Source organism: bacterium SCSIO 12741 (assembly GCA_024398055.1).
Lineage (GTDB): Bacteria > Bacteroidota > Bacteroidia > Flavobacteriales_G > Salibacteraceae > SCSIO-12741.
Genome location: CP073749.1, coordinates 4420719 through 4434199, shown reverse-complemented (window position 1 = coordinate 4434199; position 13481 = coordinate 4420719). Strand labels below are relative to the sequence as shown.

Sequence of the window (13481 nt, the reverse complement as noted above, 5' to 3'; positions counted from 1 at the left end):
TTAGGTGAAACCCGTTGGGGTTATATGTACTTTTTAACCAGTTTTTCGATGGTTAATCCTTGAACAAGGATGGAGAATACTACCACGCAGTAGGTAATGGTTACAATCAAGTATTTTACATCCTGCCCAATATCATCAGCCGATAGGGACAGGGCCAAGGCAATGGAGATTCCGCCACGTAGACCTCCCCAGGTTAGTATAAGTATCGTCCCCTTTGCCGATTTTTTGAAAAAGTCCAAAACCAATACCGGAATACTTACACCAATAAAACGTCCAAATAGGATGATAAGAATACCGCTCAACCCAACAATGAGGTAGGTACTGGTAGATTCTTCAATGATGATCAGCATTTCCAACCCGATCAGGATAAATAGGATGGCGTTCATCGCTTCATCGACCAGGTGCCAGAATTTCATTACATATTCACCCGCAATTCCTTCTTCTTCGCTATCATGGCTGTTTCCACGACCAATGATAAGTCCCATAACCACCATGGCCAAAGGAGCAGATACGTGAAGGTGAACAGCGATTTGAGTACCCACCAAAACCAGAGCAAGTGTAGTCAGCACCTCCAATTCTTCGTGAGCATTATCAATAATTACCAATAGCCAATAACCCAGTGCACCAAAGGCGGCACCAAGCAACACACCACCAAACACCTCTTTAAGGAAGAGAAGGGAAACCGTACCCGCAGAGATTTCTTCTCCGCCTCCGTGGCCGCTTCCGCCCGTGGCAATCGCAAGAATGGTCAAAAAGACCACAACACCGATACCGTCATTAAACAGAGATTCTCCCTCGATTTTAATCTGAAGGTTCTTCGAAATGTTAGTGGTTTTCAAAATGGCCAGTACCGCAATCGGGTCGGTAGGGGAGATAAGGGCACCCAGCAATAAACATTCAATGAATCGAATCTGAATAGGCAGATCCAAAACTTGAAGGAAGTACCAAATCATACCACCAATCAAAAAGGTAGAGATCAGTGTACCGAAAATAGCGAGTATGAATACAGACGCCGCTTCTTCGCGCAGTTTGTCGATATCCACATGTAGCGCTCCAGCATACAGTAAGAAGCTCAGCATAATGTTGAGCAGTACTTCACTAAAGTCCACATTACGCATAATGCCTTCAGCGCCCTCCTTCAAACTGGGGACAACGAAGCCAATACCCACAATGATCAGACTGAGAACCAGGGCTTGCATCATGAGCCCAATGGTACCCGGGAGCTTGATGTAATGAATGTTGATAAAGGTGAAGACAGCAGCGAGGAATATTAAAATGGCTATAATGTCCAGAATATTCATGCCTTTACCGCCGTGTCCGCCATGTTCATGACCGTGCTCGGCTTCTGCGGGTTCGGCAGCACTGCCCGAATCATCCTGAGCCTCAGGGTGGTCTACCTCAACCGAGGCAATTAAATCTGAGCTGTTCAGGCCATCCGAACTGCTACTTGAATAGGCCAACGATGGGGCCGTCAATAACATCGCCAGGAGCGATATCCAAAGTGTTTTCTTGAGAATTTCCATGCTAAAAAATGATACGATCCTTCCAAAAATATAAAACTTTTGATAATGGCAATGGGGTGTAATGTGTTTGTAATTTATTGTTTATCAGCTGATTAGTTTATGTTGGTTGATTTTGATAATTATCTGGCGAAATGTTCGTAGAAAGCACATCTTTACCTACTTTTAGCCTGGATTGTAACCCAGATCAAAATACGTTAATACCGGTTGTATGAAACTGAAATCTTCACTACTGCTTGTGGTTGTTTTGCTTTTTGCGGGAATGGCATGGGGGCAAAAACACGACAAGAAGAAAAAGGGTTCAACAGAGAGTGAATCCAGCTTAACCATTCAGGATGCGTGCAAAAAGGAAGCCTCCTGTGAGCGAATAAAGTCTGATATTACCCCCTTTAAGCTCGACAAAATCACCACTACCAAGATTCATTATAAAGCCTACGATCAGGTGAAGGAAATAGCCGTACCTATTTTCTATTCCACGGGTTACAAGTTCATTATCAATACGGAAGGGATGCCTACCGGAGTTACCATTCATATTACCGATAAACCTCACAAGATGAGTTCGGCAAAGATCTTACATGAATCTTCGTCCAATCACTTCAGTTATGAGCTCCCTAAAGATTTTGAGGGTTCCCGAATTTACATCAGTGTAAAAGTGCCGGCGGATAAGGAATTTCACAACGGTATTCGCAACCGCGGATGTTTGATTTTAGGGGCCGGATATTCGAATCTGGATTTTTGAAAAAGGGCCGCAGACCGCCGTTGGTCAATGGCATAAATTTATATATTCGCAATTGTAACACCCATAAAAAACTATCATGAACGCTAATAAATTCAACGCTTTTCTTTTGGTCTTGTGCGGGTCGATTTTGTTCTCCTGCGGAGGTGAAACGAACGATGCAACGCCAGTCGAAGATTCTGACCCGGCCGTGGTCGAAGATGTAGTGGTGATGGAGGACGAATCGGATGAACCAGAATTTATTATTCCTTCAGCTCTTCAAATTCATACCATTTTTAAAAGCTCAGGTCTTACTTACATTGATGGAGTAACAAATCCACCTGAGAATACAGGAAACTACTTTTCAAAGTTTGAAAAGTTGATGAACTTTGGGGTGTACTCTGCTGACCTATTTTACTGTGTATTAAATGATCAGCCTAATCAATCCATTCAATACCTAAAGTCTATTCGGACCTTGGCAGATGAGACTGGAATGTCAGCCATTTTCAATGCCGGCCCAATTTTTGAAAGATTCGAATCCAACATCAGCGATGTTGACTCTATGTTGAACATTATGTTGGAATTTCAAGAAAATACAGATGTGTTGATTGCTGAAAACAATGAAGAGCACTCAGCCATGATTATTTTTACCGGAGCCTGGATGGAAGGAATGTACATCGGTTTAGACGCGGCTCGTAGCAGCGACAACGAAGTGTTGCGTGAGCGTCTGGTAGAGCAGATGACCATTTTGCCTAACCTGGTTAAGGGACTTGAATTGCTACCTAATCGTAATAATGAGTCAGACGCTGTTCATGCTCAATTGAAAAGCCTTCAAGACTATTTTGATGGCATCGAAGGGTTGAAAGGAGAGGATGAGTACTCCTTCAACATGACTGCGATGGAAGACAAGCACTTTTTAGAATTGTACAATCGGGTGAAGGAAATTCGCAATACCATCGTAAAAGAAGGTGCCCAATAAAATAGACGGAACGGTTAGTGCTAACTACAAATTATTATGATGAAAAAAATTCTGATTCTATTACTGATTATCTCCGGAAGTTTAGCCGGTCAGGCTCAAACCGTAAAGAACTCCTGCAAATGGGATGACGAGGTGAAGAAGAAGTGTAAGGGAGATTTGAAACCCTACCATTACTACGCTTTTAAAATCACCAAGATTACCTTTTCAGGAGAAAGTCAGTTTAAAGAGGTAGAAGTTCCTCTGTTTCACGATGCGAACTACCGCTTCGTGTTCAATACAGAAGGACTGCACCAGGATGTGAAGGTGGAGATCTATGACAAGCCAGCTTCTGTTCAGAGTCGCAAGAAAATATTCGAAGGAAGCACACACGAAAGACATTTTGTGTTTGATCCTCCCAAAAGCTCAACACATAACCGTATTTATATCAATTACATCATTCCTGCTTCCAACAGTTCTAATGCTAATGTGATTGAGAAAGGTTGTGTTATTTTTTACTCAGGTTTTAAACATTAATTCATGAACCGAAATCGCATGAAGCACAGTTTATTCTATCTAATGTTTGGTGCTGGAGTTCTTACTTTCACCTCTTGTGGAGGAGAAGGAGGGAACGGACCAGATCACCAGTCGCAGGCTGAAAAGGCCCAAAATGAATTGTTGGATGAAATGGCGGAAGCCGGAGAAGATGAAACGACTCCTACTTTCTACCTGCCATCGGCCCTGCAAATCGGATCTATTTTCCAAAAGTCTGGACTTACCTATGTTCAGGGAATTACGAATCCGGTAGAAAATGCTAAGAATTACTCGACCAAATCTTCTCGTTTGCTCAACTTCGGAGTATACTCAGCGGATTTGGCTTATATCGTATTGAACGGTCAGAGCCAGGATGCGAGAGACTATTTGGTAGCCATTCAAGAGTTGTCCAATAAAATTGGTTTCGGTGTGGTATTCGAATCAGAAGATTTGATGAAGCGTTTCGAGTCCAGTTTGGGTAACAAAGATTCCATTGTAAACGTACTGGTAGATATTCAGGCACGTACAGACATGTATGTTGATGATAACAACATGCACGACGTTACCTACATTATCTTCTGCGGTGCCTGGATCGAAGGAATGTACTTAGGTGTAAACGCTGAAGGCGTGGATAACCAACACTTTATTTCCGGACGATTGGTGGAGCAAATGACGATTTTGGAGAACCTGATTAAGGCTCTTAACTCCAATGAGAATCAATCCGATGAGGTAAAAGAGATTACCAAGGAATTGGCGAAGCTCGACAAATTTTTTAATCAATTAGAGGAAAACAAGAATTCTCAAAACTTGAAAAGCTTTAAGGATTACAAGATTTCCGAAGAACATCTAAAACAACTTTCCGAAACCATTATTGGGCTGAGAGAAAAGATTACTAAAGTTTAATTACTTATGAAGAAGAGTCAACTGTATGTGCTGCTAATCGCCATTTTGATGGCCTGCTCCGTTGGGGTTTCGGCTCAATCATCGAGCTACTGCCCAAAAGATGAAGTGGTGGTAAAATGCAGAAAAGCCCTGGTGCCTTACAAGTACACCAACATGGTGGTAAAGCGTATTGTTTACAAACGTTACAACCACATTGATGAAGTGAGTATTCCTCTGTACTACGATGCTCGTTACCGTATCGTTTTCAATACGGAATTACTTCCAAAAGACATTAAGATCGAGATCTATGACAAGGCTCAAGGAGAAAAGAAACGTAAGCTTCTGGCCTCTTTTGAGAGTAGTGAAAAGCAATTTAACTACGAGCCGGATGACGATGGCATTTATCAGGTTTATGTAAACTTCCTGATCCCTGCTTACATCGCAGATGATGGTTCGTCATTCTTGAAAGGATGTTTGGTTATGATGACCGGATACGAGGATGAAATTGCAGAATCCTTTAGCAATGGAGGAGGAGAGGAGTAATTGAATATTCAATGATTAATATTCAGATTCAATCTGATAGCCATCGGATTTGAACCCTTTGATGATATATAGATTGGCCCCTTTTAGGGGCCTTTTTTTTGCTCCAATAATTGAAATTGGAGGCCAACTTGATTTGATTGCTTTTACGCCGTTTTTGCATGCTTAAGCTGATGTGCCATGCAGCTATAGCTTATGCCTAATCTTTCAGAACGGCTAAGAAAATCTTTGGTAAACTGGGATAAATGATGTTCGAGAGCAACTACTCTTTAACATCCAGAGAAACGGAATTGATGCAATAGCGCAATCCGGTAGGTTTCGGGCCATCGTTGAATACGTGGCCAAGGTGTCCGTTACATCGGCTGCAAACTACTTCATCTCTAACCATACCGTGACTACGGTCTCCAACTAATTTGACTTTGGTAGGATCAATCACGTCCCAGAAACTTGGCCAACCACTTCCAGATTCAAATTTGGTGGATGCGTCAAAGAGTTCTTGCCCACAACCGGCGCATACAAAGATGCCATCACCGTGATAATCTACGAATTCACCGGTCCAGGCTCTTTCGGTGCCTTTTTGACGAAGCACGTAGTATTCCTGTTCGGTCAATCGCTCCTTCCATTCTTTGTCGCTTTTGGGAATAGCATGGGTGTGTTCATGATTAGTGTTGGTTTGCTGATTTTGCCCGCAGCTGGTAAAAGCTGGTAGAACACATACGAGAATAATTGCCAATCTTGTCATCATAATACACCCATTTAAGTTTCGGTTATAAAATTACAAGTGAGCGGGAAAAAGGATTGTTGGTTAGCAGACTAAAACCGAAATCCCATGTTGATTCCTATGTTGATCTTGAGGTTGGAGCCGAAAATGAAATCGTCTTGCAGGTCTGGATCGTTGATTCTGCGAGAGCTCTGGTTGATAACTTCAAATACCTGATTTTGCTTGTATCCCAGTCCCCAATAGGGATCAAGTACCAATTTGTCGCCCAATAGAAACTGAACACCCACATTGAGCGTGTAGCTTATAAAATTGAAGCGGTAATACTCGTTGGGATACTGTTTTAGGTAGTATTTGGCGTTGGAGTAGGATACAAGTCCCATCACATAAAAACCTCCGGGAGCGGGCTTAAAATCAGGGTCAGTAAGTCGCACACCAGGTTTCTTAATGTAGTACCGGAATCCACCTTGAAGTCGAAAACCGTTGAATCCGTAATCCCAACTGCTGTATCCGGTATTGATGGAGTCGGCATCCAATGCAGAGCGCAATATGAGGCCCATTCCAAGGTAGGAAGCACCCAATACCACACCTGTTCTCGGTCCGGTTACATACTCTCCCAACAAACGAAACTCAGCCGAGTAGAGCGGAATCTCCCCGGAGACAATGGCCAACGGATTCGTCTTGATAATGATGTTGCCCTTTCTAAACTTTTCAGCTTGCCTTACCACATTGGAATCCACATAATAGCCGAATTCAGAATCTTGCTGAGCGCACAAAGAGCCTGCAAAAAGCAAAAACGCAATTACGGATATGGTCGTAAGTCTAAACATGGCTATAGGCCAGTCGGGCATCTGGTAGAGCGGAAAGATCGCAATAATCTTCGTTCAAAAGTTTAAAATGCCCGACAATTCCTATCATGGCAGCATTATCGGTACAGAACTCAAATTTAGGGATATAGGTTTTCCAATTATGGATCTCGCCAAGCTCTTTCAACCGACTTCTTAACAATCCATTGGCAGATACCCCACCAGCAATGGCCACAGTTTTGATGTTGAGATCTTCAGTAGCCTTGAGTACTTTGTCAAAAAGTGTATCCACAATGGTGTGTTGCACAGAGGCGCACAAATCATTGACATGATGCTCAATAAAAGCTGGGTCCTTTTTGATTTGATCCCTTAAAAAATAGAGAACAGAGGTCTTCAATCCGCTAAAGCTGTAGTCATAGCCCTTGATTTTTGCCTTAGCAAAGGAATAGGCCTTTGGATTTCCGTCCCGAGCCAACTTGTCAATTTGTGGTCCTCCCGGATAGGGGAGTCCAAGAAGTTTAGCGGTTTTGTCAAAAGCCTCTCCGGCCGCATCATCCAAGGTTTGACCAATGATTTCCATATCCAGGTAATCGCGAACTACGATGATCTGGGTATGGCCACCGCTAACCGTAAGGCACAAGAATGGAAATTCGGGCGGATGATCATATTCGTTATTATCGATGAAATGGGCCAAAACGTGAGCTTGCATGTGGTTTACATCAATCAAAGGCTTTCCAGTGGCCAGAGCCAGTCCTTTAACGAAAGAAGTACCCACCAGCAGCGAACCCATTAAACCTGGGCCACGGGTAAAGGCGATCGCATCCAGTTGACTCAATTCGATTCCGGCCTTTTCGATAGCCTGATGAACAACGGGGATGATATTTTTTTGATGAGCCCTACTTGCTAATTCGGGTACTACGCCCCCGTATTGCTCATGAACTTTTTGATTTGCAACAAGGTTGGAAAGTATGGCACGATCTTTTAGCACTGCTGCTGAAGTATCGTCACATGATGATTCGATGGCCAGTATATAACGCGGTCTGCTCAATTCCTTAATTTTGTTCTCAAAGGCAGCAAAATTATCAAAAAACTAAGGAAAATACTGTTCTACCTATTGGGTGGGCTGGTGGTGATTTTGTTGCTGGTCTACTTGGCGTTACTTGCTACGCCAGTCCAAACCTGGTTGGCCAATAAGGTCCTTACCAATCTTGCTGAATCCCATGGGGTTACCTGGAGAGCTGGTGAAGTGGATATCAAGCCAGTGAGCGAAATTCGATTGAAGGACGTTTACATTGAGGACTTAAGGAAGGACACCTTACTCTATGCTTCTGAACTGGTTGTTTTGATTGACGACTTTAATCTGGACAAGAGCATTTTTGACCTGGAAAAGGTTGAATTGTATGGAGCGCGTTTCTTTTTGAAGTCCTACGAAGGGGATACGGTGACCAATCTGCAGTTCATTATAGATCAATTCACATCTACAGATACCAGTAGCTCTGCAGCCCCGCAAATCAGCATTGCTGAAACCCAGATCGAAGATTTAAAATTCGTTTGGTGGGATTACAACGATTCCAGTTCTACCCAGGGAATTGACTTTGCCCATATCGATGTATCCGCTTTTGCCACTCAAATTCAAAACTTTGAATGGGCCAACGAGGAGATAAAAGCCGATATCCAGCAACTAAGTTTTCAGGAACGATCAGGATTTACGCTCAATTCGCTACATACCCAGTTTGCCATGCTTCCTCAGGAAATGGTATTCGATGAACTTTTGTTGACTACTCCAGCCACCTTTGTTCGCGGAGATTACCGAATGAAATATGACCAATTTGCCGATTTCGCCAACTATATCGAAAAGGTGAAGATGGTTGCTCATTTGGATTCGGCCCAGGTTAATGGAGGAGATATCGCCTATTTCTCAGATGCCCTATTGGGATTGAATGCTGAAGTTAGCATGGGCGGTCAGTTCACCGGTACGGTTGAGGACTTTAGTATTCGCGATCTGGATTTGGGATTGGGAAGTCAAACCCGAATTCGAGGTGATTTAATGATGAAAGGATTGCCGGATATCGAGCAAACACGCATTAGTTTGGACTTGGATCCTTCTGAGATTCGTATTCGGGATTTACTTCAGATTCCGCTACCGCCATTTGATCAACAAAAACACCTCACATTACCCAAAGAAGTATTGGCTCTGCAAAAGGTAAAGGTTCAAGGGAAATTTAAAGGAACCTATAACCACTTTCATACAGATTTGGCACTGGAGTCACCTATGGGAGCGGCTTTGGCCAAGTTGGCGGTTCATGAAGAGCGCAGCCAGATACCGGGATACGAGGGTTTTGTAGCGGTCAAAAAACTCAATGTTGGAAAATTACTGGGCAATGAGCAAGTTGGATTGTTATCTGCTCAGCTTGATATCAAAGGACATGGCATAACCTTGGAAACGCTGGAAACCGAAATCAAAGGGAGTCTGGATCGATTCGATTTTAGTGGCTATTCTTATCGGGGAGGTGAGATTGATGCAGAGCTCAAGAAAGGTTGGTTTGATGGCGATTTTACCTTGAACGATGAGCTTGCTGAGCTTGACTTTAGTGGGCAAATCAACTTTAATAGTGATTTACCACGATTCCAGTTTCAGTTGGATGTAGATACGTTATATCCAGTGGCTCTTAATTTGATTGATCGGGATTCGAGTGCCTTTTTTAGTGCCATTTTAGATGTGGACTTTCAAGGTTTTCAGCCCGATAACTTGAGTGGAAAAGCGCTGCTGAGAGAACTTAAATACAGCGAAGAAGGGAAAATCTTTAAACTCGATGAATTAAAGGGTAGAGCCTTTACCGTTCAAGGGATTCCTCAAATAGAATTTAGGAGCTCAGCCATTCGAGGCATTTTTAAAGGAACTGCGACACCTGGAGATCTGCAAGCATCCTTTCTTAGGATGATGGATCATTCGCTACCGAGTTTGGTCGATCAGCATCAGGAAGAGGATTTGGATTTCATCTTTTCGGCTTATCTGGAGATTTTTGATTTGAATGACTTGTTGGCCATTTTCGTTCCAGAGCTATCCTTCGATGAAGCCATCAAATTCAGGGCTCGTTATAATACCGAAAAAGACATTGTTCGCCTGGAAGCAGAAGTACCTCAAGCCAGGTATCAGGGCTATTCACTGGATACCTTCGAATTTGAGCTCTTCTACCAGGATTCGGCTTGGGAACAACAAACCCGGGTTCAAAACATTCACCTGGATGAGGATTTAACCATTCGCAATTTTGTGGCCCTGGGCAATGCAAATCGCGACTCCGTAGATCTCCAATTTCAATTTCTCAACATTAGTCAAACCGAGAACTCCAGTGATATCCGCATTCATGGTAGAGTCCTGGGACCGGAAGAATTTCGTTTTCAAGTAGATTCAAGTGAAGTAGTCGTAGCCGACTCCGTTTGGTCCATTCCCGGAGGCAACCAAATTCATATTGATGGTAGGGAAGTGGTATTCAAAAACCTGAAAGGATCGAGTGGAGAAAAATTCATTTCACTAAATGGGGAGATATCGAAAAGAGCAGAGAGCGAATTGGTAGCCCTATTTAAAGGACTTAACCTGTCCAACTTTAACCGGATTACTGGTTTTTCTGAGGCCCAGCTGTCCGGACACCTAACCGGGGAAGTAACCTTACAAGATGTGTATAACAATGCCTTGTTGCACAGTGATCTTGACCTTAAGAATTTCTACCTCAATGGAGAATCCATCGGTTCCGGTCGATTATTGTCTTCCTGGGAAACCGAATGGAAACGCCTAAAAGTCTACTTTGATCTATCCAGACCGGCCCCATTGGGTATTAAGGATACAATTCATTCAGTACTCGTCCACGGGTATTATTACCCCAACAGCTCCGACACCAGCCTTCAGTTGAAAGTAAGGAGTGATGGACTGGAGCTTCGAGCGGTTCAGCCCTTTGTAGCCGAATACATGGATGAACTGAAAGGAAAGATCCATGGTGAATTGGATTTGAAAGGAAACCTGGAACATCCCGAACTCAGTGGATACTTGACCCTCGATAGTGGAAGGTTACAAGTGTCTTACCTCAAAGTACCTTACCACTGCCACCAACAAACGCTGCAGATTAAACCCGACTCCGTCATCATTGACAATTTTGTGGTTTTGGACAAGTATGATCACGAAGCCCGTGTGGATGGTTGGTTGACCCATAAAAACTGGCAAAACCTGCGGTATCAAGTAGATGTGACGCCTCACAACTTCATGGTGTTGAATACCACTTCAGATGATAACTCCCTTTATTACGGAGTAGCGTTTTTGGATACAGGTGCCTCCAAGGAAAATATTGTTCAGATTTTTGGGGCAGAAGATTCCCTGGGCCTTACCGTCAAGTCGAATGTGGTTAATGAATCGAAGTTCTACATACCGCTTTACACGGCCGATGAAGTAAGCAAAACAGGTTACATCACCTTTGTTCAATCCTCTCTTCCCGAAGAAGAGAAAATGGAGAAGGAGCCAGAAACCGATTTAACCGGTATTTCGATTGAGTTTGACATCAATGTGGATCCAAGTACCGAAGTACAACTCATTTTTGACGAAACCACGGGTGATATTCTAAAATCGGTCGGTGGAGGAAATATTCAAATGGACATTAACTCCAGTGGCGATTTCGAGATGTTTGGTACCTACGAAGTCCGCGACGGGAGCTACATGTTTACCTATGAAAACCTATTTAGCAAACGATTCAAAATTCAACGAGGTAGCCAGATTATCTGGAACGGGGATCCCTTCAATGCCCAGTTGAACATGACCGCTGTATACCGGGTGAAAGCGCCATTAGGAGACATTCTTGGAGATAGTACCATGACCCGTAAAGTGGATAATGAATGTTTGATGATTCTAACCAAAAACCTGGCTGAGCCCGATATTGATTTTGACATCCGCATTAGAAACGTGGATTCGGAGATTGAGAGCCAGGTAAAAAGCCAAATGCCTACACAGGATGATGTGACTAAACAAGTGTTTTCCTTGTTGTTGTTTAACCGCTATTCTCCTCCCGAAAGTAACTACTCAGGCGGTGGACTTGCCAGTTCAACAGGTAGTGAACTTCTAACGAATCAGATTAATAACTGGTTGTCTAAAATGGATAACAGCATTTTGGAAGTCGGCTTTAGCGAGTTGAAAAAGGACAATGTGGAGGTGGCTCTATCGAAGAACTTGCTCAACGATCGTTTGAAGTTTGAAAGTAACGTGGGGGTAAACAACAGTGAGACCAATACTTCTCAAAATCAGTTTGTGGGTGACTTTACCTTGGAATACCTGATCAAGGAAGACGGTAAGGTGCGAGCCAAGGTGTTTAACCGTACGAGTGATTATTCCATCGAAAATCAAAACTCATCTTCTCAAACCCAGGGGATAGGAATTTTCTACCAGGAAGACTTCAATACGATTGGGGAATTCCTACATAAGGTTTTCGGAAAGAAAACTCCTGAAGAGAAAGCCCAGAAAGAAGCTGAAAAAGCTTTGCAAAAAGAACGCCAGGAAGAGCGTAAAAAGCAAAACAAAGAGGATAAAGAAGCTCGAAAAAAAGCCCGTGAAGCCGCCCGTATGGGGACCGAGGACGAAACGGAAGGGGAATCTAATCCTTAGTTTCCTACAGGAACCGTATCCGTAATTTCCAAACCGTAACCTATAATTCCAATACGATTTTGAGGCTTATTAGTGATCAAACGCATTTTGCGGATTCCAAGATCCCGGATAATTTGAGCACCAACTCCATAATCCTTCTCGTCCATTTTCAGGTTTAGATCAGGCGTTGATTCTTTGTCTTGTTCCAGGTCGTATTGGTAGCTTTTCAGCTTGTTTACCAATCCCAATCCACGAATCCCTTGTTGCATGTAAATAACGGCTCCTTTGCCTTCTTTGTGAATTTCTTCAAAAGCACGGGAGAGCAAGGAAGGACGATCGTGCTTAAAGGAGCTAAAAATGTCTCCCAAGCTACTGGCCGAGTGTACCCGAACCAAAACTTCATCATCTTCTTTCCAGTCACCGATGGTTACAGCAAGGTGTTCGTCATTGGTTGTCAATTGACGGAATCCAATCAATTTTACAGGACCGTATTCAGTAGGCACATCTACTTCTACCTCTCGGCTAATAATACGTTCTTCACGCATCCGATAGGCTACCAAATCTTCAATAGAAATCACCTTCATATCAAAGCGTTCGGCGATTTCAAGCAACTGTGGTAGTCTGGCCATGGTTCCATCTTCATTCATGATTTCTACCAAAGCACCACCTGGTTTTAGTCCGGCCAATCGAGCCAAATCGATTGTGGCTTCTGTATGACCCGTACGTCTTAGCACTCCGCCCGATTTGGCGCGTAGTGGAAAAATGTGTCCAGGTTTACCTAACTCTTCCGGATTGGTATTTGGGTCAACCAAGGCCTGAATAGTTTTAGCACGGTCTGATGCCGAAATACCGGTCGTACAGCCATGGCCAATCAAATCCACTGAAACGGTGAATGGAGTAGCATGAAGAGCCGTGTTATCGGCAACCATAAGCTCCAAACCAAGCTCATGACAGCGTTCCTCAGGAATAGAACAACAAATAAGACCACGCCCGTGGGTAGCCATAAAGTTTACCATTTCAGGGGTCATGTGCTCGGCTGCGGCAATAAAGTCACCCTCATTTTCGCGATCCTCATCGTCTACTACGATAACGATTTTTCCCTGGCGAATATCTTCAATGGCTTCCTCAATGGTATTCAAACGTGATTTCATAAGTCCTGTTTAGGCCGGCAAAAATACTAAATACCTAATA

Annotated in this window: 11 protein-coding genes; 6 read left to right on the top strand and 5 right to left on the bottom strand. The window is 43.3% G+C overall.

All coding sequences use genetic code 11. The annotated features are described in order from the left end of the window. Nucleotides 1-20: 20 nt before the first annotated feature. Nucleotides 21-1301 carry a sodium:proton antiporter gene (locus KFE98_18860; protein UTW64746.1) on the bottom strand — a complete coding sequence of 427 codons (1281 nt, stop codon included), beginning with the start codon at nt 1299-1301 and terminating at the stop codon, nt 21-23. Nucleotides 1302-1731: 430 nt separating this feature from the next. Between KFE98_18860 and KFE98_18855 the strand changes: the two genes are divergently transcribed. From KFE98_18855 to KFE98_18835, 5 genes are all read left to right on the top strand, one after another. After that, complete coding sequence (locus KFE98_18855) at nt 1732-2259, top strand: hypothetical protein (GenBank protein UTW62046.1); 528 nt, start codon at nt 1732-1734, stop codon at nt 2257-2259. Nucleotides 2260-2335: 76 nt separating this feature from the next. Further along, on the top strand, nt 2336-3214 hold the full coding sequence (locus tag KFE98_18850) for a hypothetical protein (protein ID UTW62045.1): 879 nt from the start codon (nt 2336-2338) through the stop codon (nt 3212-3214). Between the two features lie 39 nt (nt 3215-3253). Continuing rightward, nucleotides 3254-3727 carry a hypothetical protein gene (locus KFE98_18845; protein ID UTW62044.1) on the top strand — a complete coding sequence of 158 codons (474 nt, stop codon included), beginning with the start codon at nt 3254-3256 and terminating at the stop codon, nt 3725-3727. Nucleotides 3728-3730: 3 nt separating this feature from the next. Continuing rightward, complete coding sequence (locus KFE98_18840) at nt 3731-4627, top strand: hypothetical protein (GenBank protein ID UTW62043.1); 897 nt, start codon at nt 3731-3733, stop codon at nt 4625-4627. Between the two features lie 6 nt (nt 4628-4633). Beyond that, the gene (locus KFE98_18835) at nt 4634-5149 is read left to right on the top strand and encodes a hypothetical protein (GenBank protein UTW62042.1); all 516 of its coding nucleotides are present in this window, start codon (nt 4634-4636) and stop codon (nt 5147-5149) included. Between the two features lie 259 nt (nt 5150-5408). On the opposite strand, the gene msrB is transcribed toward KFE98_18835, so the two are convergent. The 3 genes from msrB to tsaD form a co-directional block, all read right to left on the bottom strand. Further along, nucleotides 5409-5888: a peptide-methionine (R)-S-oxide reductase MsrB gene (gene msrB / locus KFE98_18830; GenBank protein ID UTW64745.1), complete on the bottom strand. Its 480-nt coding sequence runs from the start codon at nt 5886-5888 to the stop codon at nt 5409-5411. Between the two features lie 71 nt (nt 5889-5959). Further along, a complete protein-coding gene (locus KFE98_18825) occupies nt 5960-6694 on the bottom strand; it encodes a hypothetical protein (protein ID UTW62041.1) in 735 nt (244 codons plus the stop codon). Continuing rightward, on the bottom strand, nt 6687-7718 hold the full coding sequence (tsaD, locus tag KFE98_18820; GenBank protein ID UTW62040.1) for a tRNA (adenosine(37)-N6)-threonylcarbamoyltransferase complex transferase subunit TsaD: 1032 nt from the start codon (nt 7716-7718) through the stop codon (nt 6687-6689). The genes KFE98_18825 and tsaD overlap by 8 nt, the downstream gene beginning before the upstream one ends. Before the next feature lie 66 nt (nt 7719-7784). On the opposite strand from tsaD, the gene KFE98_18815 reads away from it, so the two are divergent. Beyond that, nucleotides 7785-12311, top strand: a complete 4527-nt coding sequence (locus tag KFE98_18815) for a translocation/assembly module TamB domain-containing protein (GenBank protein UTW62039.1) — start codon at nt 7785-7787, stop codon at nt 12309-12311. On the opposite strand, the gene ribB is transcribed toward KFE98_18815, so the two are convergent. Further along, nucleotides 12308-13441, bottom strand: coding sequence for a 3,4-dihydroxy-2-butanone-4-phosphate synthase (gene ribB, locus KFE98_18810; GenBank protein UTW62038.1), 1134 nt, complete (start codon nt 13439-13441; stop codon nt 12308-12310). The two genes, KFE98_18815 and ribB, sit on opposite strands and share 4 nt — an antisense overlap. Between the last annotated feature and the right edge of the window lie 40 nt (nt 13442-13481).